This window comes from Confluentibacter sediminis, from assembly GCF_003258355.1.
In the GTDB taxonomy this organism is placed as follows: Bacteria; Bacteroidota; Bacteroidia; order Flavobacteriales; family Flavobacteriaceae; genus Confluentibacter; species Confluentibacter sediminis.
This window is the reverse complement of sequence record NZ_QKPO01000011.1, coordinates 1-26,102: the sequence shown is the minus strand read 5'-3', so window position 1 is coordinate 26,102 and position 26,102 is coordinate 1. Positions and strand designations below refer to the sequence as shown.

Below are 26,102 nucleotides of genomic sequence, written 5' to 3'. Positions count from 1 at the left end.
ATTTTTTGGGTTATCATGATTCAACGGTTTCACAATGAAGTTCCTTAAGATATTCCATGCGCTTGTCTCCTAATGATTTTGCCTCTTCATAAAACAGTTCACATCGGTTATAGGCTTTGTCTGCATCCCTGTCTGAGAATTCATTTTGGGCTTTAAAACGTATGATATGGTGAGCATTACACAACATATATTTTATTCGGTGTAGGCCATAGGTCTCATTTGGAAATATGGTCTGCGGCAATTGGGTAAAGTGATTGCACAGATGCAACATATAGGGCAATGAATAGTGTTGTGGCTTGAATTCCCAGAACACATACAAAAGACCTAAACATATTTGTTCTAGGGCATAGTGCATGGTCGATAACCTTGAAATAGTATCTTCTTTGTGTTCTATGCTATCTAAAATGGATAGAAGATATTCTGCACGGTTCATCCTATTCCTCCAGATTTCCTCTATCTCCAAATAAACGCTTTCATGAGTAAAATTTCTGCAGTTTTTAAACTCTATTAAAACTTTGTTTTCTTTGTAAAGGCATGGTGTTTTGTTTATGATCTGATTCAAAAAATTGTCTCCATAATCTAGTCTCTTCTTTACTTTTGATAGGGTATACATAATGGCATAGACCTTACAACGCTGTTGCATCTTATTGCAAATGTCATCCATAAAACCCGCTAAGCCTTTAGATGGAAATTTATGGCAAATGATGAGTAGTGTATAGGTTACAACTTTTTGTGTGGTTGCATTTGATGGAGGTAAATAAACATCCTGTTTCCGTTTTTCCGTATTGACGCTAATGACATAAATAGAGTGTAATGGTAATAAGTCTTTTAATAAACCTATCACTTCTTTCTCTAAGGGGTGTTTTTTATTAATTTTTGTTCTCATGAGTTACTATTATGTTGATTGAATTTACTTTGAAGCATAGTTGAAATCAAATATAAACAAAGGTTATGATATATCATAACCTTTGTTACTGTTTTTTTATAGAAATTGAACTTTATATGAGCATAGAAGAAAAAAAATTTCTTAAAAAAATTGGAGCAAACGTGGCCAAACAAAGAAAAGCGAAAGGATTTAGTCAATTAGATCTGTGTTCCATAATTAAAATGGAGAAATCTAACTTATCTAGTATAGAAAATGGGAGACAGAACGTAACTTCTCTTACCTTGTTAAAAATTTCTAAAGCTATTGGAGTGGAAGTAAATTCATTCTTTGAATAATTATGCATAGAGTAAAAAATAGCGTTTAATTTCAACGTTAATTGCAAAATCATAAAATATAATCCCAAAACTGGCTTTTTGATAACATTTCAGGTTTTCATTTCATAACATAAACCCATAACTTTAAAAAGGAATAATTTAGATTAGGGCAACTGACTTTTATGTTAGTTTGTTTGAAAATTTATGTCCTTTAGGGACGGAAATTTGTAAAGCAAGAGGGTAACGCGCTAAAGCGTCGTTACAATAAATTTTTATTCATATATATCTGATTATCAAGCAAATAAATAAATTGTAATAATATTATAAAAAGGGCATTTACAGTAAATAGTGCCGAAAGCCTTATAAACAGGTGATTTTTTACAGTAAAATGATTGACGACTATAGAAAATATAAGTTTTCTGCTATCAGCATCAAAAAGGAAATAGCTTCAAGATTCAGGAGATTTTCCAAAGAGATTTCTAAATCCAATACCGAAGCTTTGGAATCCATGCTTAACTTTTTTGAGATGAATGACCTGTCTCCTGAAGATAATTTAGGTGTTAAAAGTGAACGAACGAATAAGCGCATTAATGCAGTCATAGCCATTTTAAAGAACATTGAGAAACATCAAACCAAGCCCACTACGGTTATGTTGCAAAGTTTGTTTGAAGAAACCATAAAGGTTGAAAAGGAAGAAGAAACTGAAATTCTTGATTTTGGTACACCTAAATTGATAACTGAAAACGAAGAATTGGTTTATTACAAACAGAAATATGATCAGATTAACGAACAACATTTCTGTTTGCGAAATGAAATAACAGGTTTTTTGAATAAGGTTAAAATAGAGAAACGAGCTTTTGGAAAAAACTATTTATTACTAAATCTGAGTATAAAAGATTTTGAAAAATTTAGAAAAAAGAATGATGTTTAACTTTTCAAGAAAGCACAAAACATCACAAGAAATATTACAATTAACATGGCCAAAATTGGAACAAGCTCTGGCCAACTTGTGTACCGATGTCGTACCAAAATAGAGACAAGCAGTGGACAAGCACTGGTACGTATAATAAAACATATACAAACTATATAAAACTATAAAAACAAAACAAAAAAAATATTATTTTAAAAATCAATTTCAATTTTTACAAAAAAACTCAAAAAGTGTTATACACTAAATCGATGCAAATTTTATTAGGAGCAAATATTCAAAACAAAAGTGAGGTTGACCAAAATCGGGACTACTATGTGGGCTTTGTTTAGTTAAAAGAACATGGATTTTTGTAATCTGATTTTTTAGCTGTTACTGGTAGTTCAAATTGTTTATTTACAATGAAAGACTTAATCTTTCATTGTACCGGTCTAAAATTTCATTTGGAAGTGATTTAAGATAAATTTGAGTTGTATTCAATTTACTGTGACCTAGCATTGCAGAAATTGCTTGCAAAGGGATATCTTGAAGCATGGCGTTAGTGGCAAAGCTATGTCGAGAAACGTAAGAGGAGAGGCTTTGATCAATGTTGCATAAAACAGCTATTTTTTTAAGTTTATCATTATACATTGCTCTTAACCTTATAACATCTTGATATTGCTGTTCTGGTTTTTCTCTTTTAATAATTGGCAATATAAAATCTTGTTTTAATTTATCTTTTTTATAAAACTTTAGAATTTCATAAAGTTTATCTGATATTTTAATATCGTAATTTTTTAAGGTTTTTTTTCTCTGGTATACCACTCTGCCATTCTTTATATCAGCTACTTTTAAAAATGCCATGTCCATAAAAGGCATACCATAGAGCATATAAGATATTAAAAAGTAATTCCTTGTATGGAATAATTCATGTTCTATTGGGAGTTGTAAATCCAATATTTTTTTAATGTAAGTAATGTCTAATGCTCTTTTTTTGGTAGGAGTAGTTCTGATTTTATATTCTGTAAAGGGGTATGCTTCCTTATCAATGCAACCATCTTTAATGCCTTTATTGTAAATGGCTCTTATTGTTCTTAAATAAAAAGCTAAACCATTTAAATTATTATCCTCTTTTGACAAATGGAATTTTTCGAACTTCATTAAGAAGTCATAGTTAACTTCATTGAATTTTATATCTTTTTTATTCGCAAAGGTTTTCATGATCTTTAACGTAAATTCATAAGTGCGAGCAGTCCCGAAACGACGAACAGATATCAATTCTTCTACTAAATGGTTGCCATATTCCAAAAAGGAGCTGTAATTTACTTTTCTTGTCACGTGTTGCTTTACTTGATTAATAGATAGGTATTGCAATTCTCCTTTATCATAAAGTTTATTGATCACTTCATTTATTCTAGCTTTTTCCTTAAGAAGTATGGTGTTTAAAAAGCGAACAGATTCCACTTCTTTGTAATTTGACTTAATTTCTTTTTTCTTTTCATCCCAATAAGTAGTTAGAATAGAGTATCCAGTAGATATCGAGGTGGTTTTTCTATTGTGAGTAATACGAAAAATGATGGGATATTTGCCATCTTTCTTCATTCTTCTTTGGTCTAACATTAAGGTTATCAGTGTATTCATAACTCTAAGTTAGTAAAAAAATTTGCAAACAATTTGCAAACATTTCTTTGATATCAAGTGATACCAATTGATATTAAAAATTATTAAAATATTGAAAATCAATATGTTAAAATTTTTGTTGTATTGATTTTTCTCTGTTTTTGCCTGCTCATAATCAGGTGGTCCCTGGTTCGAGCCCAGGTGGGACCACGTTAAACGATTGTTAAGCCTTGCATATTTGCAAGGCTTTTTTATTAAATGATATATATGTGACTCATTATTAAATATTTATATGTAAATTTATTTGATTGCAATAAAAGTAATTAAGAACATAAATACATATTTTATGATTAATTTAAAACTAAATATTTGGTTTTGAAACATATATTAAGGAATTTTGAAAAAACTAAGAAAGGCCAATTAAAATAACTTAATATTTAAACAAATGGACATGATAACAGATAATTATGTAGGATTCAGTACAAGTGCCAAAGGAAATTCGTCTTTTCAGGCATTTTCTCCTTTAAACAATCAAAATATACCAGGTGACTTTACCAGAGCTACAGCAGAAGAATTTGAAACTGCGTTAACCTTAGCTCAAAAAGCCTTCCCCGTTTATAGTGCATTACCAGTGGAAGATCGCGCTAAATTTTTAGATGCTATTGCAGATGAAATCATGAATTTAGGGGACACATTATTAGAACGTTGTGTTCTGGAATCGGGATTACCATTAGGAAGAATCACTGGAGAACGCGGAAGAACTTGCGGCCAATTAAAATTATTTGCTCAAGTGTTACGAGAAGGTTCTTGGGTAGATGCTAGAATAGATAAAGCGCAACCAGACCGTCAACCTATTCCAAAATCAGATATTAGAAGAATGTTGGTGCCCATTGGTCCCGTAGCTGTGTATGGAGCGAGCAACTTCCCTTTAGCATTTTCTACTGCAGGTGGAGATACGGCTTCGGCATTGGCTTCAGGTTGCCCCGTTATTGTAAAATCACATTCATCCCACCCAGGTACCAATGCTTTGGTAACGACCGCTATAATAACTGCCGCTAAAAAAACAGGTATGCCAGACGGTGTATTTTCATCTTTATATTTAGATCATGAGCATGCTATTAAATTAGTAGAACACCCAGCTATAAAAGCGGTTGGTTTTACGGGTTCTCAATCTATTGGAATGACTTTATTTAATGCAGCTGTTAATAGACCAGAACCAATTCCTGTATATGCCGAAATGAGTTCCATAAATCCAGTAGTATTAATGGAGAACATTTTGAAAAGTAAAAAAGACACGATTGCTACCGCATTAACAGGGTCTGTCAACTTAGGTGTTGGTCAGTTTTGTACGAATCCAGGTTTGATTTTGTTGGAAGACAATGAAACAAGTAAAAACTTTTTAAGTGCTTTTGCCGAAGAATTTAAAAAATCGGTGCCTGCTACCATGTTGAATAAAAGCATTCACAAAGCATGTATAAGCGGTGTGAAAGAACTTTTTGAAAAAGACAATGTATCACTTGTTGCAACAGCAGATCTATCAGCCAATCAAGAAAAGACAGAAGCGCAACCAGTAGCTTTTAGTATAAGTGCAGACGATTTTATGAAGGATAAATCACTATCTGAAGAAGTTTTTGGGCCTGTTACTTTGTTTGTGCTTTGTAAAGGTATTTCCCAAATAGTAGAAGTTTTAGAATCTTTACAAGGCCAATTAACAGCTACAATTCATGCAGAAAAAGAAGATGAAAGAAATCTTCAGCCTATTGTAAATGTCATTAGCCAAAAAGCAGGTAGACTAATTTATGGAGGTTACCCAACAGGTGTTGAGGTGTGCCATTCTATGGTTCATGGCGGTCCATTCCCTGCAACATCTAACGCTAATTCTACATCGGTGGGCACAGCAGCTATTTTACGTTTTGTAAGACCTTTGGCGTATCAAGATTTTCCTGAAGCGTTTTTACCAGAAGCCTTGAAAAATAGCAATCCGTTAGGAATTATGAGATTAGTTGATGGTGTTTTAACTAGAGATAAAATCTAAAGTTCTTTTAAAAAAAACTGAATATAAAAAGCTTAATGAAAGTAATTCATTAAGCTTTTTAATTTTTTAAAAACCCTTGATACCATTTTCCCGAAGATTTTACAATACGCTCTTGTGTTTTAAAATCGGTATAAACCAATCCAAATCTGGGATGATAGCCTTCCGCCCATTCAAAATTATCAGTAAAAGTCCAAACAAAATAGCCTTCTACATTGAGTCCATCATTTTTGGCTTTATAAACTTGCCGGAGATGAGATTGTAAATAGTTGAGTCGTTCGGTATCATGTATCTGTCCACTACTTACCATATCTGGAAAAGCAGCACCGTTTTCGGTTATGATTATTTTTTTTACACCTTTATAGGCATTGAATTGTTTAATCATATGGTAAATGCTAGGGGGGTAGACTTCCCAATCCATTAAAGTCGTTTTTACATGGCGTTTGGAGGCTTTCACTATTTTGGCCTGTAAATAAGGCACAAAATAACTGTGTGTAACCATTTCTCGGGTATAATTTTGTACGCCAATAAAATCATAATCGAATATCATGTTTTTTACATCTTCAGGCTGTATATAACGTTCAATACGGTTAAGAACAGGAACATATTCTGTTGGATACCCCAAACCTAAAGATGGTTCAATAAAAAGCCTATTCAATAAGGCATCTGCTTTTTTTGCAGCCAAAACATCTCTAGGAGTATTTCTATAAGGTGTTATTTGAGAGCATGAAAACGTGGTGCCAATAAAAGCGTTATCTACCAAAGCTCGTAATATGCTGCCTCCTGAAGCTTGACATAACACCGCATGATGAATGGCTGGCAAAAAGTTTTTCAAGCCTCTGTTTCCTGGGGCATGAACGCCAAGAAAATAACCAGCACCTGTAAAAACCATAGGTTCGTTTAATACCATCCAGTTTTTTACGCGGTCGCCAAAATGTGTGGCACAGACGTTTACATAATTTTCGAACCAAGAGACTATAGCTCTATTTGTCCATCCTCCTTTATTTTGTAAGACTTGTGGCAAATCCCAATGATATAATGTTACCCAGGGTGTAATCCCACATTCTAAGCAAAAATCAATCACGCGATTGTAATAATCGATTCCCGTAGTGCTTACGTCTCCAGTTCCATTTGGAATAATACGCGACCACGATAATGAAAACCTGAAATGTTTAATATTCATGGATTTCATCAATAAAATATCTGCTTCAAACTTGTTATAGAAATCGCAAGCTATTTGTCCGTGATGATTATTAAATATATTGCCTTTTTTTGAAGTGAAATGATCCCAAATAGAAGCGCCTTTATCATGAATATTATGAGCACCTTCAATTTGATAAGCAGCAGTTGAAACGCCAAAAACAAAGTCTTTTCCAAAATCTTGAGATTGTAAATTAAAATTATTTTGGGGATGGTTTAAATCCATATAGGTTGTTTCGTGAAAGTTCTTGATACAATTTGTCAACGACAAATCACTTGAACTGACATTATTTTATAGGTTTTCTTTTAATAGTTGATCTATAATTTGTTCAGTAATATCTGGATAGTTCACCTCAATAATGGTGTCAGATGCTATCCAATCAACAATGGTTTTAAGATATTTTTTTTTTAAAGTTTTTATGACGGGAACGCCCATTTCTTTTAAAGCGGCTGCATTGCATTGTTGTTCATATTGTCCCTTCATGGGTATTACCAATAATTTCTTTTTCATAAATAGAGCTTCTGCAGGGGTTTCAAAACCGGCTCCACATAAAATGCCTTTACTTGTTGCCATACTGCTTACAAAAGCGTCGTTTGTAATAGGCCGTATAGTGATATTTTTATTAACAACTGTTTTTTTATTGTGTTTAGAGAACACTTCCCAAGTTACATTTTTAATCTTAGATAGTATATTCAGTATTTTTTCATCATCGTAAGAAGGTAAATATACGGTGTAATGTTCCCCATTTCTACAATTTGTTTGTCTTATATCTTGCCTAATTACGGGCGTAAATATGTTGTCTTGATAGGCTTTAAAATGAAAGCCATATTGCTTGGATGTCGGGGCATATTTTTTAAGAATAAGTTTACCTACAGGATCTTTTTTCTTAGGTTTTGGTGCATTAGGAGATAGAACAGCCGATTGATGACTTAAACTAACACAAGGTATTTTTTTCAACTTGCAAGCCCATGCTGATACGGGTTCAAAATCGTTGATAACCAAATCGTAATTTTCAACAGGTAGATTGCTTATTTCTTTGTGCAAACGCATGGTTTTGGCTTTAAAATAAGTTTTCCAAATATCAACTCCACCTTTTTTTCCAAAGATAAAACTAAGTCCTTTTAAGTGATATTTAATTTCGAAAGGCAAATTAATATCGGCTTGTGTGCCGCTTACCAGAATGTCCAACTCAATACCTTTTTTTTGTAGAATAGGAATAATATCGCGCGCTCTACTTAAATGTCCGTTGCCAGTGCCTTGAATGGCGTAAAGTATTTTCATTGCGTTTTTTATGGTAAAATATCTGTTTTAGGTTGTTTTATATCTGTTTGAAACTCTTTCATTAAATTTTGAAAAAGCACATTGGTTTCAAGCACTTCTTCTTCCTCGGTTTCAATATCTGTTTCGTCTTCAACCAAAATGTTATCTCTAAAATGATACAGGTGCCACGTATTATTATAGTATTCTAGGGCGGTTAAATTTTCGACCCAATCTCCAGAATTCAAATAGGTTACAGAACCATTTTCATTTTCAATTTTCTTGATTTCTGGTTGATGGATATGCCCGCAAACTACATAATCGTAATTGTTTTCTATGGCAATATCAGCAGCAATTTTTTCAAAATTATTAATGAATTTCACAGCAGATTTCACACTATTTTTTATTTTTTTGGACATTGAAATGGGGCCTTTTCCAAATTTTGAAGCAAAAAAGTTGATAGCACTATTCAGCAGAATTAAAAAATCGTAACCTACAGCTCCTAATTTTGCTATGTATTTAGAATGTTGCATGGTAACATCGAATACGTCGCCATGAAATATCCATGCTTTTTTGTTATCAATTTCCAAAAGCACTTTATTAGAAATACTGAACTTACCCATTTGAAACCCCACAAATTTGCGCAGCATTTCATCATGGTTGCCCGTAATATAATCTACCGTAACGCCCTTAGATATTAGCGAAGTAATGTACTTGACGATTTTCATGTGAGACTTTGGCCAGTAGCGTTTGCTAAATTGCCAAATGTCTATAATGTCGCCATTTAAAATGACACGTTCTGGTTTAATGGACTTTAGATATTTTAATAATTCTTTGGCATGGCAGCCATAGGTACCTAAATGCACATCGGAAATGACAACAATATCAACAGCTCTTTTTTTCATGTGTTGTAATGTAGATTTGGTTGTTATATGTTTTAAATTTTAGAGGAAGAAGGTCGCTACTTAAATAAGTAGTTATAACATTTACTACCAAGGTAGAAAGATGATTTATACCAATCATCATTTGCTTAAAAATTGTATTTCGCAAATAGTCGTTTATAAAACAACAAAGGTGATACCTATATTTAAAATTTAGGTTAACAGATTGTTATTAAGGGGTTAAGGTTGTGGTTTGGAAAAAGTGAGCTATTGAGTAGTCATTTAATGGTTTTATGAATATGTATTGGCAGATTTTATAATGTTTACACTTTTTAGTTGGTTATTTAAACAAAATATTAAAGCTGTGTTATTTAACTATTTTTTATTTCTGTTTTTAATCACGTATTTATAGGTGAAATATATTTTTTTATCTGTCAAATCCCAACTTGATATTTCTTTTTCTATCAGTTCATTGTGTTTTTTTGAAATATCCCGAAGCGCATTACCAACAGATTTTCTTAAATATTCGCTATCATTACCTTTATGTTTGCTAATCAAGTTGATAGCAACTTCCGGATTATCTTTGAAATATGGACGACCTGTCCAAATTCGTAATCCTTCTGTAACAGCTCGACACACATTTGCATGTCTATCGTTTAGCCAATCGGTTATTGTAGGCAATGATTTTTCATATTCATTGTCTTTACAATATTGGTCAAATGCTTTTGCTAATATTTCCTGAACTTGCCAACTGGTGTCTTTACTAACTTCTGTTCTCAATATATGTAAAGCTTCCAAATCTTTAGAGGCGATAAATCCTAAAATGAAAACGGCTAAACTTCTTATTTGATATTTTTCATGTTTTAACAACTCACAAGATAAAATCTTGGCACTATCGGCGGTTTCAGATTTAAAAATTTTAAGTGCTTCTGTTTCTATCGGTTTAAATCCATTTTCTATTCTTGATAGACTTTCAATTATATCTTTCATTCTCAAGCAAAGTTTTGCTTACTTTATAGTATCGTGATTATATCATATTATAATTTATATCTAGCATTCAACGAAGTTAATTCAAGCCTTAAAATCAGGTAAAAGAAAAGCTTAGTTGAAGCGTCAATTTATTATGATAGCAATCCTTCAATAGACAGGTAACGTTCGCCTGTATCATAATTCATGGTCAGAACGATTGCTTCCTTGTTAATGTTTTCTAGTTGTTTTCTAACCGCCGCCAATGATGCACCGGTAGAAATACCGACTAAAATACCTTCTGTTTTTGCTATATTTTTAACTTCTGAAAACGCTTCTTCTTTGGTTATTTTAATAACGCCATCTAATATTTTGGTGTTTAATACTTCAGGAATAAAACCTGCACCAATGCCTTGTAATGGATGTGGTCCTGGGTCTCCTCCAGAAATCACAGGAGAGTCATTTGGTTCTACAGCAATGACTTTTAAGTTGGAAAATTTCTCTTTTAAAATGTCTGCCATGCCTGTGATGTGCCCGCCAGTACCAACGCCTGTAATTAAATAATCGATACCATCTGGAAAGTCTTTAATAACTTCTAAAGCCGTTGTTTTACGGTGTATGTCTGGGTTGGATGGGTTTGTAAATTGGGAAGGCATCCAGGCATTTTTAGCATTGGTAACCAATTCGGTGGCTTTGGCTATAGCACCTTTCATACCTAATTCTTTTGGGGTTAATACCAGATTGGCCCCATAGGCCGCCATTAAGGTTCTTCTTTCAACCGACATAGATTCTGGCATGACAAGAGTTAACTTGTAATTTTTTACCGCAGCAACCATGGCTAAACCAATGCCTGTATTTCCAGAAGTAGGCTCAATAATTTCTGTTTCAGGTGTTAAAAGATGCTTTCTTTCAGCATCTTCAATCATGGATAAAGCAATCCTATCTTTAATGCTTCCTCCTGGATTGGCTTTTTCAAGTTTCATCCACACATTGGCATTTGGAAATAACTTAGCTAATCGTATTACTGGTGTATTACCAATGTTTTCTAATATGTTATTGAATTTCATAATATTTAAATGGTCTTATTGTTGGATAGACTAAATTAGTTGAAAAGTGCAACACGATCAAGTGTTTTATATGAATAAAAGTTATTTAACCATCAGCTTATGTAATGCTTCAGCAAATTGCTCCCCAAAATCAATAAATCCAGCACTATCATAATGCCATTTATCTGAGTATTTATAATATTTTGTAGTTCTAACAATCCCAGCATTGCCATCGGTTTTGGCAAATTTTTCTTGGGCATATTGTACCAAATCGCCATAATCCCAAACTTTGCCATCGGCATCATTAAACGAATCGGAAATTTTACCGATAACTACTGGTAAATCGTCTGTTAGAAAGCTGGCACGCATTAAGTCCATCAAACGTTTTAAGTTACTATAGTAGCGCAGAGCAATTTCTTCGGTTTTATCGCCATCTGATTCGCCTTGCATCCACAAAATGCCCGAAGGAACCAAGACGTCTTCTTTACCATCCTTATTAATATCTTTTACACTAAAAGCATTTTTAATGGTTTTTAAAAAATGATCGTATTGGTTAATGCCACCTTTTCCGTTAAAATCCGCTTCCCATGACCCAAAAGAACTGGCCGCCAAACTGTCGATGCTAGAACCATTTCTGGAGTATTTAATAATGGCAATTTTATCATTGGGATATAATTCCTGCATGCGTTTGGCAAATGATAATTCAATACCAAACCTGTCGGAAAACGTGTTTGTTTTTCCATCTGTTTGAAAACCGATGCCATGACCTGGTTTTAATACATCCCAATATCCCAAACCGCCAGAAGTATCGCCATCTACAGCCGAATTTCCATGGAAAATATAAATATCTTTAAACTCTTTGTTCAGTGTTTTTGGTAACTCTTTATTATAACCGAAACCTTCCATATTAGATTGTCCGCCCAAATAAAAAACCCGGATAGTGTCTTTTGCTTTTTGCCCAAAAATAGCAATTGGTAAAATGAATAGAAATGTTAATAATGCATGTTTCATGGTATTTGGTTTAGTGGTGAATGTGTGATTTCTTAAAAACGTTTAAATGTTTTATTCAATCATGGAACTAATTTACCTGTTTTTCTTTCAAACTCGAGACCTTTACTCTTGATTTTTTATTAAACTCAAAAAATAATTTAACATCGGGTTTATATTGTTCTTATCCCAAACAGCAGATAACACGGTACGTTGTGAAATTTTATTCAACTCAATAAATTTTATGGCATCATTATTTGCCGTTTGCAGTGATTTAGGTACAATAGACACTCCAAATTTATGTTCTACCAATTTATAAATGGAATCGGCGTGAATGGTATTGTGCGACACCAAAGGACTAAAGCCACTATCATCAAAAATCTCCATGACTTTTTCGTAATAAGAGGCACTGTATTCGGGATCAAATAAAATGAATGGCTCGTCTTTTAATTGAGATATATTCTTAAAATTGGAACGGTTTATAGCATGATCTTTAGGCAATACTAAACAAAAGGTTTCTTTTAAAAGCGGATATATTTCTAAGCCTCTTGGTACACGTTCTAATCTCACAAAACCCATATCAATATCTTGAGACAATAAGCCTTCTATTTGTTTTTGGTTGTCCATTTCCTTTAAACTAAATAAAACACTGGGATGATTTTTTGTAAATTTCAGCAATAATTCTGGTATAATATGTTGCATGGCCGAACCAACATAACCAAAACTCAATTGTCCATCTTTGCCTGCTTGTAATAATTTAGCGTGATTTAAAACAGCCTCTAAACTTTTAAGATTATTCGATAATTCCTGCTTTAAATATAAACCAGCATTGGTTAATAGCACTTGTCGGTTATGGCGATCAAATAAGGTGATGCCTAAATGGTCTTCCATATCTTTTATTTGTCGGCTCAATCCGGGCTGAGAGATAAAAAGTTTTTCAGCGGCTTTTCTAAAGTGCAAGGTGTCTGCCACCGCTAAGAAATAACGGATATGTCTAAATTCTATTTGATAACTCATGGTTATTGATGCTTGCTTAATAAGGTCTTATTAAGCATCAAATTTATTAATAAATTTGAATTTAAATTTATTATAAATTAAAGATATGTTTGTATACGGAACCGACCGACTAGACGTAGGTAAAGTTATGGCTATAGCAAAGGGCAGCTTAAAAGCATCGTTGTCTAACTATACCGTTTCCAAGATAAATGAATGCAGGGATAAGGTGGAAAAAATGGCAAATGATACTAAGGCTGTGTATGGCATCAATACCGGTTTTGGTCCTTTATGTGATGTGAAGATTACACCAAAAGAGACTAGCTTACTGCAAAAAAATTTATTAATAACCCATGCTGTTGGTGTGGGTAATCCTATTGATAAAGAATTATCAAAAATTATGATGATTTGTAAAGTACATGCTTTAAGTCGAGGCTTTTCGGGCATTCGTTTAAAGGTCATAGAACGTATCATTTACTTTATAGAACATGATTTGTTGCCCGTAGTACCTGAACAAGGATCGGTTGGCGCATCGGGTGATTTGGCACCATTATCGCATCTCTTTTTACCATTAATTGGGGAAGGCGATTTTTGGGTTGGTGACACAATTTTTCCAGCGAAAGAAGTCTTAGAACGACACCATTTAGAGCCAATTGAATTATTAGCCAAAGAAGGTTTAGCCCTTATAAATGGAACACAGTTTATATTAGCGCATACCATTATTGGCTTAAGCAAAATGAAATATCTACTTGATTTAGCCGATCTTGCCGGAGCCATGAGTCTGGAAGGATATCAAGGTAGCGAATCGCCATTTAAAGAGTTGTTGCATAGTATTCGTCCTTTTAAGGGTAATATGGAAGTTGCCGAACGCATGCGTATGTTGTTTAAAGATTCTAATAATATTAAATCGCATGAAAACTGTGAACGTGTTCAAGATCCGTATTCCATGCGTTGCATCCCTCAAGTGCATGGTGCTTCTAGAAATGCATATTATCATCTAAATGAATTGGCAGACATTGAAATGAATTCTGTAACAGATAATCCTATTGTGTTAAGTGAAACGGAAGCGATTTCAGGTGGAAATTTTCACGGACAACCACTCGCTATGGCATTAGATTATTGTTCGATTGCTGCTTCAGAATTAGGTAATATTTCCGATAGAAGATGCTATTTACTAATGGAAGGTAAATACGGGTTACCAAGATTGTTAACGGCAAGTGGCGGATTGAATTCAGGATTTATGATTCCGCAATACACCACAGCTGCATTAGTGACAGAAAATAAATCGTTGTGTTTTCCGCCTTCGGCAGATAGTATTCCCACCTCTTTAGGGCAAGAAGATCATGTGTCCATGGGAAGTATATCGGGACGTAAATTCAATCAAATATTAGGAAATATTGAAAAAATATTAGCGATCGAACTCATGTATGCGGCACAAGCTATGGAGTTTAGAAGACCAAATACGTTTTCTGAAATTATAGAAAAAAACTTCAGTATTATAAGATGTAAAGTAGCTAAATTGGAAGAAGACCGCATGCTTAAAGATGACATTAACGCACTCATTACTATGGTTAAAAACCAGGCTTTTATAGTAAAATAATTAAAAAAATAGTTATGACGTTTCAAGAACTTATACTTCAAGGTATTCCAGCAGAATTACCACCAAAACATCACTATCCGTTAGATATTAATAGAGCACCTAAGCGTAAAGATATTTTATCAAAAGAAGAAAAGCAGTTGGCTGTTAGAAATGCGTTAAGGTATTTTCCTAAAAACTGGCATCAGGAATTAGCATCAGAATTTGCTCAAGAATTGCAAGATTTCGGTAGAATTTATATGTATCGTTTCAAGCCAGCGTATAATATATATGCCAGACCCATTTCAGAATATCCAGCAGAAAGTTCACAAGCGGCAGCCATCATGCTCATGATTCAGAATAATCTGGATCCTGCAGTGGCACAGCATCCAGAAGAATTAATAACCTACGGTGGTAACGGAGCCGTATTTCAAAATTGGGTGCAATACTTACTTACCATGCAGTATTTGGCGACCATGACGGAAGAGCAAACCTTGCATATGTATTCAGGGCATCCAATGGGATTATTTCCATCTTCAAAAAATGCGCCACGTGTTATTGTTACCAATGGTATGATGATTCCCAATTATTCTAAACCAGATGATTGGGAAAAATTTAATGCCCTTGGCGTGACGCAATATGGTCAAATGACAGCAGGTTCTTTTATGTATATTGGTCCACAAGGGATTGTACATGGAACGACCATTACTGTCATGAATGCGTTTAGAAAAGTCTTGAATAAGGAAGATACGGCAGCGGGTAAAATATTTTTAACCGCCGGTTTGGGTGGTATGAGTGGTGCACAACCAAAAGCTGGAAATATAGCAGGTTGTATTACTATTTGTGCAGAGGTAAATAAAAAAGCCGCTACCAAACGTTACAATCAGGGTTGGGTAGATGTGCTTATGGAAACGATGGACGATTTGGTGGTTCGTGTAAAACAAGCACAAAAAGATAAGGAGGTTGTATCGATAGCGTTTATTGGAAATGTGGTTGATGTATGGGAGCGTTTTGATGAAGAAGGTATTTTTATTCATATAGGTTCAGATCAAACCTCATTGCATATTCCGTGGACAGGGGGTTATTATCCTGTTGGTTTATCTTATGAAGCATCAAATCAATTAATCAGGGAAAATCCGACTTATTTTAAAGAAAAAGTGCAAGCATCGTTACGCAGACATGCAGCTGCTATAAATAAACATGCAGCAAAAGGCACCTATTTTTTTGATTATGGAAATGCTTTTTTACTGGAAGCATCTCGTGCCGGCGCAGATGTGATGGCTGAAAATAATATAGACTTTAAATACCCTTCGTATGTTCAAGATATTTTGGGTCCTATGTGTTTCGATTATGGTTTTGGACCATTTCGTTGGGTTTGCACCTCTGGAAAACCAGAAGATTTAGAGAAAACCGATGAGATAGCCATGAAAGTCTTGCAGTCTATTATGAAAGAAGCTCCAGAAGAAATTCAGTTACAAATGCAAGACAACATCACTTGGATTAAAAATGCAAAAAACAATAAGTTGGTAGTTGGCTCGCAAGCTCGTATCTTGTATGCTGATGCTGAAGGGCGATTAAAAATAGCGGAAGCTTTTAATAATGCGATTTCTGAAGGACTTATTGGCCCTGTTGTTTTAGGACGTGATCATCATGATGTAAGTGGAACAGATTCTCCCTATAGAGAAACTTCTAATATTTATGATGGTAGTAAATTTACAGCAGATATGGCTATTCATAACGTTATTGGTGATAGCTTTAGAGGCGCCACTTGGGTTTCCATTCATAATGGCGGCGGCGTAGGTTGGGGAGAAGTGATGAATGGCGGATTTGGGATGTTGCTTGATGGCACGAAAGAAGCCGAAGTCAGATTAAAAAGCATGTTGTTTTTTGATGTGAATAATGGTATAGCCAGAAGAAGTTGGGCTAGAAATGAAGAAGCTTTATTCGCTATTAAAAGAGAAATGGACAGAACACCAAATTTAAAGATAACAATTGCTAACGTAGTAGACAATCAACTTATTGAAAATTTATTTTAATGCGTATTTTATTTAAAAATATTAAGGAATTACTTCAGGTAAGAAATAAGACAGTTTCGTTTGTTTCTGGTAAAGACATGGATGAATTGCCAACCATAAAAAAAGCTTATTTGTTGGTGGTAGATGGTCTCATCTCAGATTTCGGAACGATGAAGCATTGTCCAAGTATTGAAGTAGATAAGGTTATAGATGCCACAGGAAAAATGCTATTACCAACCTGGTGCGATTCCCATACACACTTGGTGTATGCGGGTCACAGAGAACATGAGTTTGTAGATAAAATAAAAGGCTTGTCTTATCAAGACATTGCTAATAAAGGTGGAGGCATTTTAAATTCTGCTAAAAAACTTTTAGAAACGTCTGAAGACCAATTATACCAACAAAGCAAAATACGTTTAGAAGAAGTGATCGCTTCAGGAACTGGTGCCATAGAAATTAAATCGGGTTACGGGTTAACCGTAGAATCAGAATTAAAAATACTAAGTGTTATCAAACGCTTAAAAAAAAATTATACCATTCCGATTAAAGCCACGTTTTTAGGCGCACATGCCATTCCTAATAACCACAAAAACAATAAAGAGGGCTATGTAAAGCTTATTATTAATGAGATGATGCCTTTAGTTGCCGAAGCTTCTTTGGCAGAATATGTGGATGTATTTTGTGAAGCAGGTTATTTTTCTGTTGAAGATACCGAGGTTATTTTAGAGGCAGGAAAAAAGTATGGATTAATACCTAAAATCCATGTCAATCAATTTAGCTCTTTCGGAGGTGTTCAAGCTGGTGTGAAATATAATGCGCTTTCTGTTGACCATTTAGAAACCATGCGGGATGAAGATATCGAGGTGCTTAAAAACTCTAAAACGATGCCTGTGGCTTTACCAGGATGTTCTTATTTTTTGAGTATTCCGTATACACCAGCTCGTAAAATGATTGATGCAGGATTACCTTTAGCCTTGGCAACCGATTATAATCCAGGGTCTTCACCTTCTGGAAACATGAATTTTGTGGTCTCTACGGCGTGTATAAAAATGAAAATGACCCCAGAAGAAGCTATAAATGCAGCAACCATAAATGGTGCCTATGCCATGGGTTTAGAAAAAGAAGTTGGTTCTATTACCGTTGGTAAAAAAGCGAATTTAATTTTAACCAAGACCATAAGTTCCTATAGTTTTATTCCGTATGCGTTTGGTGCTTCTCAGATAGAAAGCGTGTTTTTAAATGGAATAGAAATAATCTAAATAGTAAAGATTTTGAAAGTAGATTTATATCATCAAATGAATGTTACCTACCAATCTGGACAAAAAACACATTGGTCTGGACGCGCTTCTCATCCAGATTTAGGAATTTTATATTGGCACCAAAAAATAGCGTTGTTTCATATTAATGAGTTGAATGAAGATAACAAAATAGATATCGCATTATTAGGTTATGTGTGTGATGAAGGCGTTAAAAGAAACCAAGGTAGGATAGGCGCAGCGCAAGGTCCTAAAGTGTTAAGAGAACGACTTGGCAAACTTGCTGTGCATGATAATAAACATATCGCAGATATTGGTGATGTTATTTGTGTTGAAAATGATATGGAATCCTGTCAGGGAGCCTTATCCAAAACGGTAAGTCAATTACTATCACAAAACATATTTCCTATCGTTATTGGAGGTGGACATGATATGGCTTACGGTCATTTTATGGGGATTTGGGATGCCGTAAAAAACACCTCTAAAAAAAGAATTGGAATTATAAATTTTGATGCTCATTTTGATTTACGTCCTATTGAAACCCTGCCTAATTCGGGAACACCCTTTAATCAAATTATTTCTGAATTAGAAAATGTAAATGAAACTGTTGATTATTTTGCTATTGGCATTCAGCAGCCATCGAATACTAACCAATTATTCAACATCGCGGAAAGCAAGCATGTAAATTATATGGTTAATTATGATTGTGATGAATCTATTGAAAGTATAAAAAAATTACAAGACCGATTAAAACCATTCATTGAAAAAAATGATCACATATATATTACCATCGACTTAGATGGATTTTCATCAGCATATACGCCAGGTGTTAGCGCACCATCTCCTTTAGGATTTTCACCTTTCTTTTTGTTTAAACTACTGCCCTTTTTGTTTGAAACCAACAAAGTAATAGCTTGTGATATTGCAGAACTAAACCCAACATTTGATATTGATAATCGCACGTCTAGTTTAGCCGCTATACTGGTAGATTTTATTGTGAGATTAAAATAAAAAAGACTTCTAAAATTTTAATAAAGACTCTGGCTGGCTATTTATAGAAATTCATTTGTTCTAAATATATCCAAGCCTCCTGTGGCACCATAGGTTTCACATTAATGCCTTTTTTTATGGCACTGCGAATGTAGGTAGAAGACAATTCCATGATGGGCGCATTAATTTGGTGTATCTTTTTATGATTATCAAATTGGGTTTCTATAGGTCCTTCGGATATTCTTGGGTACACATAAATATGATGATTTTCTAAAATAACCTCATAGTTTTTCCATTTGTGAAAGCTCTTTAAATTATCTTCTCCCATGATCAAGCAAAAATCATGTTGCGGATATTTTTCCTGTAAATAAGCCAACGTATTGATGGTATAATTAGGTTGAGGTAAGTTGAACTCAATATCGCAAGGTTTTAGTTTTGGATACTCTTTTGTTGCCAGATATACCATTTCCAAACGTTGGTAATTATCTAATAAGGTATCCTTTTTTTTGAATGGATTATGCGGTGTTACCACAAACCAAACTTGATCTAAATCACTTTGTTCAGCCAAGTAATTACCAATAACCAAGTGGCCAATATTTATGGGATTAAAAGAACCAAAATATAAACCAACCTTCATAATGTCGTTAAGAATTTATAAAATTATCCACTAAGTTTTCTGCTTTTTTTAAGGCATTTTCTAAAACATCGTTTTCAATAATAACATCAAATAAAGGAGCTGTAGCGAGTTCGGCAGAAGCCTTAGCAACACGCATGTTTATTTTGTCGGCACTTTCGGTGCTACGCTTTTTTAAGCGTATTTTGAGTTCGTCGATACTTGGCGGCTTTACAAAAATAGCTAACGTTTGTTCTGGAAATTTTCTTTTAATGCGTAACCCACCAGATACATCAATATCAAAAATAACATGTTTTCCATGAGACCAAATACGTTCCACCTCTGTTTTTAAAGTGCCATAAAAATTATCACGATAGACTTCTTCCCACTCCAAAAAAGCTTCACTTTTAATTTTCGATTTGAATTCTTCTGTAGATAGAAAATAATAATCTTTTCCATCAACTTCTTCACCACGTTTTTCCCTAGATGTTGCCGAAATAGAGAACTCTAAATTTAAGTCCTTTTGACCTAATAAATGCCTCACAATGGTTGTTTTTCCTGAGCCAGAGGGCGCTGAAAAAACAATTAGTTTGCCTTGTTTTATGTTTTTAATTTCTTCTATTGCCACGAATGCACAAATATTTTTTATTGATTAATGATACTGAATACGGCGACTTATTTAAAGCACATTTAACAATTGTTCTTTTATTTTCTCTAGTTCATCTTTCATTTGAACCACCAGTTGTTGCATAGGTGCATAATTACTTTTAGAGCCAATGGTATTTATTTCTCGCCCCATTTCTTGGCTAATAAACCCTAATTTTTTCCCATTAGAATCCACAGAATTTATAGATTCTAGAAAATAATTTAAATGGTTTTTTAAACGGACTTTTTCTTCGGTAATATCAAACTTTTCAATGTAGTAAACCAATTCTTGTTCAAATCGGTTTTCGTCGTACTTCTCTTTTAGTTCTTCAACGCCTTTAAGCAAACGCTCCCTTACCCCTTCAATACGTTCTGGATCCATAGCAATAACTTTCTCTAATAAATCACTAATTATAGTTACGCGATTATTAAAGTCTTGCTCAAGCACTTTGCCTTCGTTAAGTCTGTAGTCCTTTATCAAATCTATGGCTTTTGTTATTTCTGTTTGAATAGCTTTCCATTCGTCTTCGTCAATTTCTTCACGAACGGTATTTAAAGCGTCCGGGAAACGAACGGCCATTTTTAGAAGTTCCATCTCGTCACCATCAACCACTTTTTTCAATTGTTCGATATATTGTTTTACTACAGGCGTATTTATTTGAGTAGAGGTATCTTCCGCAGTTAATTCAATAAAAATGGAGAAATCTATTTTACCACGTTCTAGTTTGTCGGCTAGAACTTTTCTAATATCTAGTTCTTTTTCTCTATATATAGAGGGCATTCTGGTATTTAAATCTAGACTTTTGCTGTTTAATGATTTTAACTCGATAGTTATTTTTTTTGTTGGTAACTGCAAAACAGATTTTCCGTAACCCGTCATTGAATATATCATATACGCATGTATTAAGTTACACAAAGGTAATTAAAACCTTAAGTTTATTACATATTTAGCGCAGACTTCTATTGGTTTTTGCCAACAGCATCCAATCCACATTGTAAAAATTGTTCATAATCCTCTTCGTTAGGTGTGTAACCTACGGGAGAATTCAATACATGTTTACCATCGGGACTTAAAAGCACATAGTAAGGTTGCGAGTTTGATTGAAAGAATTGCGTTTGAAAATTAGCCCATTTGTGACCATAATTCTCTAATTTTCTGGTACCGCCATTGATGCGGTTTACAAGAATTTGCTGGTCTTCTGGAAGTTCTTTTTTATCATCAACATACAACGAAATCAACACATAATCATTTCTTAGATAGTTGTCGATTTTCTTTTTTGGCCATACATGTTCTTCCATTTTTCTACAGTTCACACAAGCGTATCCTGTAAAATCTAGCATAATGGGTTTATTCACTTTTTTGGCATAAGCAATACCTTCTTTTAAATCTTTAAAGCAATTCAAATTATTTGGACATTCATTAGGGAGAAAAAAGCTATACCCAACAGGAGGTGCTAAACCACTCAAAACAGTTAGAGGGGTATAGGTATTAGTGTCTTTATTCACTCTAAAACCGGAAGCTAAGTATACTACAAATGAAGTCACTAGCACACCTGAAGCAACTCTTAAAAAAGATAATTTTTTTAAAGGGGAATCGTGAGGAAATCTGAGTTTACCAAAAGCATAAAGAGCTAATCCAGCAAAAATAATAATCCATAATCCTAAAAACAGTTCAATTTTTAAGACGCCCCAATGTTGCACTAAATCAGCATTCGATAAAAATTTGAATGCTAAAGCCAATTCTAAAAACCCTAAAATCACTTTAGTTGTATTTAACCAACCACCAGATTTTGGCAAGGCATTCATCATATTTGGGAACATCGCAAACAAGGCAAACGGTAATCCTAAAGCCAATCCGAAACCACCCATGCCAGCAGTTAATTGCCACGCACCACCATCAGCGGTTAATGAACCAGCTAACAGTGACCCCAGAATGGGGCCGGTACAAGAGAAAGACACCAATGCTAAAGTCAATGCCATAAAAAAGATCCCCAATATACCACCAACACTTTCACCTTTAGTTGTTTTGTTGGTCCAACTTGCAGGAAGTGTCAATTCATAATATCCAAAGAATGAAAACGCAAAGAACACAAAAACCAAGAAGAAAATAATGTTTAGGGTAACATTAGTCGAGATTTCATTTAATATATCTGGATTTATAGAATCTAATAGATGAAACGGAATACTCAATATTAAATATACAGCCAGAATAAAGAAACCATATAAAATAGCCTTAGAAATGCCAGCGCTTTTATTGCTACCACTTCTTTTAGTGAAAAAGCTAACGGTTAACGGAATCATAGGGAATACGCAAGGTGTTAAGAGTGCTAAGAGACCGCCTAGAAAACCAAGTCCAAAAATACTCCAAAGCGATTTTTCACCTGCTGAATCTGTTGGCGTTATACCCCCATCATTATCACAGTTTTGATTGGATTTATCAAGATTAATTTCTGTTAATCCATACAGAAATTGGTTTGTAGATTCATTGTCAACATTACCGACATTAGTAGTTTCTGCTAAACTGTCTTCGTTTAATTCAAAAGTAAAATCCTCATCAATTTGCAAACAAGCTTCTTTACAAACCTGTCCTGTTATATTCAGACTTACTGCTGAAACATCGTTGTTTTTTAAATTAATTCGTTGTTTTAAAACAGCTTTATGCTCAAAAAAAGTCTCGTATACTTCAAAAATCTCGTTGTATTTTTTTATAGTGTCACTTTCTACGGCTTTTCCTATAAGCTCAAAATCATCTCCTTCTTTTTTCGATATTTCGATGGGCAAAGAGCCACCCTCGTCTGTATACTGGGAATATAAATGCCAGTTGTTTTCAATGTCTGCAGAAATTATTAAGTTGTATTCTGTGTCAGATATTTTTTCTACAGAAGTTGACCATTTTACAGGGTCTAAAATTTGAGAAAATCCATTAAGGGTAAAAATGAAAATTAATAATACGATAAATTGCTTCATTATATTGGAAAATTTTATTCAAATTAAAGCCTTGTTTTGTTAAACCAAAAGCATTTAACATGCTTGTAATATTTAATTTTTCGTTATTTTTTTAATCACCTAAATTATAAATTGAAAATTGTTTAAAAGCAATAAAAGTTACATTAGCAAAACAAGGCAATAATAATATTTTGAATTAAAAAAGATGTAATCATTTTTTTAGTGTCTTTACAATTCATATAAATGATTACTTTTGCATGTATAATATTTTAAACTCTGTTTAAAAATGAAAAATATTTTAGTTCCAATAGGTACCTCTGAAAACTCATTGAGTCATTTACAATATGCTATAGATTTTGCTAAAAATTTTGGCGCAAAATTATTTATTGTACAAACATACAATGTGTATACAAAGGCAGGAACTATGGTGAATGTTGACGCTATATTAGCCCGTGAAAGTAAGGTGTATTTAGATGATTTAGTGTCTAAAATTGATACAAAGGGAGTTGATTATATCGTAAAAAGTTTAAAAGGAGATTTAATTGATACCTTAGAATTAGTTAGTAAGGCTGCCGATATTGATTTAATATTAATTGAGCCGAGAACGAATTCAATTAAGGAAGAAGTGTTTTTAGGAAAAACCTCTGGAAAAATTATTAAACGTACCCAAATTCCAGCACTTATTGTTCCAGAGTCTAGCGTTTTTAAACCAGTTAATACTATTTTAATGGCTGTAAAGTCTGCTATTATTAAAAAGGAAGGTGTGTTAGAGCCTTTAAAATATGTGAAAGAACACTTTAAAGCCACAGTTGATTTGTTGTTAGTAAAAACACATTATTATAATGAAGGCGATTTCGATGTAAATGATGATTTAAAATCTTTAATATCTAATACTATTTATTCAGAAAATGCGACTACTTTTCAAGGTGTTTTAGAACATTATAGAGAACATAATCCGGATATGTTATGTGTTGTGAGAAGAAAACGTGGGTTTTTTAGCAAATTATGGGAAAATAACGAAATACTTAAAAAGGATTTTAGCAGTAATATTCCTGTTTTAGTTTTAAGTGAATTAAAATAATTAATGGGGATGTAGCTCAGTTGGCTAGAGCGCTTGGCTGGCAGAAAAAAACGTAGGATTCTTTAATCTCTCGTATCCCTTTAATATCAATACTTTCCAGAGGTTGTTAAAATCAAAAGTTGATGGTGGTGGAGTGTTGTGGTGGGTTTTTTAACTCAGTTCTTTGTTATGCACCGTATTTGTCTATATATTCTTTTATTAATAAGTCATCGAAATCAGTTCTTTCTAATTTTTTATAAATAGCAATTGATTTTTTCAACCTTTTAATTCCTACTTTAATATTTCCAATTTTACAATTAACCATTCCAGTTCGTCTATAGTAATAAGCTATTTGTGGCAAAACATCATTTTCATATTTAACAAATAAAAAAAATAATCTATCAATAACTATTTTCTTCTCTTTTTTTAGGAAATATAAATCATTAACACATAGGTTACATAATGTTATGATTTCGGACAATAAATCGCCATTTTCTCTCTTCGATGTAATTGCATCTTCAAAATATTTTTGCGATTGAGAAAATGATTTTAATTCCATATAACATAATCCGATATTATTGAATAATCGACCTTTGAATGATTTTATTTGAATTTCATCCTTAAAAGCCAATTTCCATTCTTCTTCATTAGTTAACAACTCTAAATCTAAAAATGTTTTTAATGCATCTTTTGGTGAACTTCTTTTCTTTTCTAAAAATATAAGACCTTTTAAATTTAAGGACATTATATATTCAAATTTAGAATAACCACTAAGGTTATATAATTTAATAGCTTGGTTCGCATAATATGATGCTGAAGAAAATGATGAACCAATGGCTCTTTGTGCTGCACATAAACAATTTAATAAATATTGTTGTTGTGATACAGAAACTATTTTATTTTTAAATTTAGAGCATATCTCTATAACAGATTCATAAGCACCAATTGAATTATAGACAGCTATCAAAAATTTCAATTGGTCGATAGTTGCATAATTAAATGATTTTATAATCTGTTTTTTATTAATTGAGATTTTCCTTTTGGAAATTACATCTTCTAAGTTATGTTTTAAATTAAAAAGTGACTTTAAATCTTTATCAAAACGAATTAAATCTCCCTCAAATAAGATTATTTTTTTATTAATATTGGATATATTTTGAAGTTCCCATTCATTTTTAATATCATAAATCATCCAATAGATATTTTTAAAACTTGATTCATTAATTAATTCGATTACATCTTTATCATTACCAGAGTAACCAATTACTAATAGACTTTTGTTCAGGCTTTTTTCTTTAAATTCTCTATAATGCTTTAAACTAATACCTTTAGCTATAGTTCTAAGAGTTACTGATAGGCTTGACTTATCCTCTAAACTCCCGTGAATATGAATAACATCATCTTTAGAGTTACAAAATATATCTACTAAAAGGTCAAAGTTTGTAGTGTAAAAATTAAAATAATTAGAGTTTATGAATTCTGAGAGAGTTTTATGCAGGCTGTTTGGATTTGCATATTTTAAAATATCGAAAAATGATAAGAAGTCATTGCCAAAATTTTGAATAATTAATTCAAAAACATTTTCAGGGGTAAGTTTTTGGAAACTTTTTTTTTGTTTTAACTTTGTTCTATATCGTTTTAGATTTGAATCTTTCAATACAGAATTTATACCTGAATCTAAAAGTTCCTTTCCTAATGGTAAATTACTTCCAAGTATTGATGAAATTGCCGCGCCAGATAGAATTGAGCCATTTTTTAACTCATTATTTTCAAAAAGTCTTTCAAAAACATATTTATAACTCTTAATTTTGTATTTATTCAGCATTGTTTGTTATATGGTGCAGAACGGGAGTTTGCGCACAAACCCCATTTATTTCTATAAATCTATAGATTTTCTACAAATTAATGACA

Annotated in this window: 23 protein-coding genes; 9 read left to right on the top strand and 14 right to left on the bottom strand. The window is 33.2% G+C overall.

Features of this window, described 5'->3' with window-relative positions:
• Positions 1-13: 13 nt before the first annotated feature.
• A complete protein-coding gene (locus DKT72_RS10325; protein ID WP_111308666.1) occupies positions 14-886 on the bottom strand; it encodes a hypothetical protein in 873 nt (290 codons plus the stop codon).
• 116 nt (positions 887-1,002) lie between these two features.
• On the opposite strand from DKT72_RS10325, the gene DKT72_RS10320 reads away from it, so the two are divergent.
• Together DKT72_RS10320 and DKT72_RS10315 are read left to right on the top strand one after the other, a co-directional pair.
• Entirely contained in the window at positions 1,003-1,221 is a 219-nt protein-coding gene (locus DKT72_RS10320) for a helix-turn-helix domain-containing protein (protein ID WP_111308665.1), read from the top strand.
• Between the two features lie 367 nt (positions 1,222-1,588).
• Complete coding sequence (locus tag DKT72_RS10315; protein WP_111308664.1) at positions 1,589-2,131, top strand: BfmA/BtgA family mobilization protein; 543 nt, start codon at positions 1,589-1,591, stop codon at positions 2,129-2,131.
• A gap of 393 nt (positions 2,132-2,524) precedes the next feature.
• On the opposite strand, the gene DKT72_RS10310 is transcribed toward DKT72_RS10315, so the two are convergent.
• Positions 2,525-3,748 carry a site-specific integrase gene (locus tag DKT72_RS10310; protein ID WP_111308663.1) on the bottom strand — a complete coding sequence of 408 codons (1,224 nt, stop codon included), beginning with the start codon at positions 3,746-3,748 and terminating at the stop codon, positions 2,525-2,527.
• A 90-nt stretch (positions 3,749-3,838) separates the two neighbouring features.
• Between DKT72_RS10310 and DKT72_RS18905 the strand changes: the two genes are divergently transcribed.
• Positions 3,839-3,943, top strand: a complete 105-nt coding sequence (locus DKT72_RS18905) for a hypothetical protein (RefSeq protein WP_502243703.1) — start codon at positions 3,839-3,841, stop codon at positions 3,941-3,943.
• A gap of 235 nt (positions 3,944-4,178) precedes the next feature.
• Positions 4,179-5,762, top strand: a complete 1,584-nt coding sequence (locus DKT72_RS10305) for an aldehyde dehydrogenase (NADP(+)) (protein WP_220628113.1) — start codon at positions 4,179-4,181, stop codon at positions 5,760-5,762.
• Positions 5,763-5,820: 58 nt separating this feature from the next.
• On the opposite strand, the gene DKT72_RS10300 is transcribed toward DKT72_RS10305, so the two are convergent.
• The 7 genes from DKT72_RS10300 to DKT72_RS10270 all read right to left on the bottom strand — a co-directional run bounded on the left by DKT72_RS10300 (position 5,821) and on the right by DKT72_RS10270 (position 13,114).
• Complete coding sequence (locus DKT72_RS10300) at positions 5,821-7,185, bottom strand: GH1 family beta-glucosidase (protein WP_111308661.1); 1,365 nt, start codon at positions 7,183-7,185, stop codon at positions 5,821-5,823.
• A 66-nt stretch (positions 7,186-7,251) separates the two neighbouring features.
• Positions 7,252-8,241 (bottom strand): glycosyltransferase family protein, encoded by a 990-nt coding sequence (locus DKT72_RS10295; protein ID WP_111308660.1) that lies wholly within the window; start codon positions 8,239-8,241, stop codon positions 7,252-7,254.
• Positions 8,242-8,249: 8 nt separating this feature from the next.
• Positions 8,250-9,122, bottom strand: coding sequence for a UDP-2,3-diacylglucosamine diphosphatase (locus DKT72_RS10290; RefSeq protein WP_111308659.1), 873 nt, complete (start codon positions 9,120-9,122; stop codon positions 8,250-8,252).
• A 351-nt stretch (positions 9,123-9,473) separates the two neighbouring features.
• Positions 9,474-10,088 (bottom strand): DNA alkylation repair protein, encoded by a 615-nt coding sequence (locus tag DKT72_RS10285; RefSeq protein ID WP_235841691.1) that lies wholly within the window; start codon positions 10,086-10,088, stop codon positions 9,474-9,476.
• Between the two features lie 131 nt (positions 10,089-10,219).
• The gene (gene cysK / locus DKT72_RS10280) at positions 10,220-11,131 is read right to left on the bottom strand and encodes a cysteine synthase A (protein WP_111308657.1); all 912 of its coding nucleotides are present in this window, start codon (positions 11,129-11,131) and stop codon (positions 10,220-10,222) included.
• A gap of 81 nt (positions 11,132-11,212) precedes the next feature.
• A complete protein-coding gene (locus DKT72_RS10275) occupies positions 11,213-12,121 on the bottom strand; it encodes a sialate O-acetylesterase (RefSeq protein WP_111308656.1) in 909 nt (302 codons plus the stop codon).
• A 102-nt stretch (positions 12,122-12,223) separates the two neighbouring features.
• Positions 12,224-13,114 (bottom strand): LysR family transcriptional regulator, encoded by an 891-nt coding sequence (locus DKT72_RS10270; RefSeq protein ID WP_111308655.1) that lies wholly within the window; start codon positions 13,112-13,114, stop codon positions 12,224-12,226.
• 85 nt (positions 13,115-13,199) lie between these two features.
• Between DKT72_RS10270 and hutH the strand changes: the two genes are divergently transcribed.
• Genes hutH through hutG form a run of 4 tightly spaced genes read left to right on the top strand, consistent with a single transcriptional unit; the run spans position 13,200 to position 18,948 of the window.
• The gene (hutH, locus tag DKT72_RS10265; RefSeq protein ID WP_111308654.1) at positions 13,200-14,690 is read left to right on the top strand and encodes a histidine ammonia-lyase; all 1,491 of its coding nucleotides are present in this window, start codon (positions 13,200-13,202) and stop codon (positions 14,688-14,690) included.
• 14 nt (positions 14,691-14,704) lie between these two features.
• A complete protein-coding gene (hutU, locus tag DKT72_RS10260) occupies positions 14,705-16,702 on the top strand; it encodes a urocanate hydratase (RefSeq protein WP_111308653.1) in 1,998 nt (665 codons plus the stop codon).
• Positions 16,702-17,940 carry an imidazolonepropionase gene (gene hutI, locus DKT72_RS10255; protein WP_111308652.1) on the top strand — a complete coding sequence of 413 codons (1,239 nt, stop codon included), beginning with the start codon at positions 16,702-16,704 and terminating at the stop codon, positions 17,938-17,940. The genes hutU and hutI overlap by 1 nt, the downstream gene beginning before the upstream one ends.
• 12 nt (positions 17,941-17,952) lie before the next feature.
• Positions 17,953-18,948 (top strand): formimidoylglutamase, encoded by a 996-nt coding sequence (gene hutG / locus DKT72_RS10250; protein WP_235841690.1) that lies wholly within the window; start codon positions 17,953-17,955, stop codon positions 18,946-18,948.
• 37 nt (positions 18,949-18,985) lie between these two features.
• Here the strand turns inward: hutG and nadD are convergent, their stop codons facing one another.
• The 4 genes from nadD to DKT72_RS10230 form a co-directional block, all read right to left on the bottom strand.
• Positions 18,986-19,564: a nicotinate (nicotinamide) nucleotide adenylyltransferase gene (gene nadD / locus DKT72_RS10245; protein WP_111308650.1), complete on the bottom strand. Its 579-nt coding sequence runs from the start codon at positions 19,562-19,564 to the stop codon at positions 18,986-18,988.
• A gap of 7 nt (positions 19,565-19,571) precedes the next feature.
• Entirely contained in the window at positions 19,572-20,144 is a 573-nt protein-coding gene (gene gmk, locus DKT72_RS10240; protein WP_111308836.1) for a guanylate kinase, read from the bottom strand.
• A 75-nt stretch (positions 20,145-20,219) separates the two neighbouring features.
• Positions 20,220-21,077, bottom strand: coding sequence for a YicC/YloC family endoribonuclease (locus tag DKT72_RS10235; RefSeq protein ID WP_111308649.1), 858 nt, complete (start codon positions 21,075-21,077; stop codon positions 20,220-20,222).
• Positions 21,078-21,145: 68 nt separating this feature from the next.
• Positions 21,146-23,152, bottom strand: a complete 2,007-nt coding sequence (locus DKT72_RS10230) for a protein-disulfide reductase DsbD family protein (RefSeq protein ID WP_111308648.1) — start codon at positions 23,150-23,152, stop codon at positions 21,146-21,148.
• A 265-nt stretch (positions 23,153-23,417) separates the two neighbouring features.
• On the opposite strand from DKT72_RS10230, the gene DKT72_RS10225 reads away from it, so the two are divergent.
• A complete protein-coding gene (locus DKT72_RS10225) occupies positions 23,418-24,212 on the top strand; it encodes a universal stress protein (protein WP_111308647.1) in 795 nt (264 codons plus the stop codon).
• A 166-nt stretch (positions 24,213-24,378) separates the two neighbouring features.
• Here DKT72_RS10225 and DKT72_RS10220 read toward each other — a convergent pair whose 3' ends face one another.
• On the bottom strand, positions 24,379-26,016 hold the full coding sequence (locus DKT72_RS10220; protein ID WP_111308646.1) for an SIR2 family protein: 1,638 nt from the start codon (positions 26,014-26,016) through the stop codon (positions 24,379-24,381).
• Between the last annotated feature and the right edge of the window lie 86 nt (positions 26,017-26,102).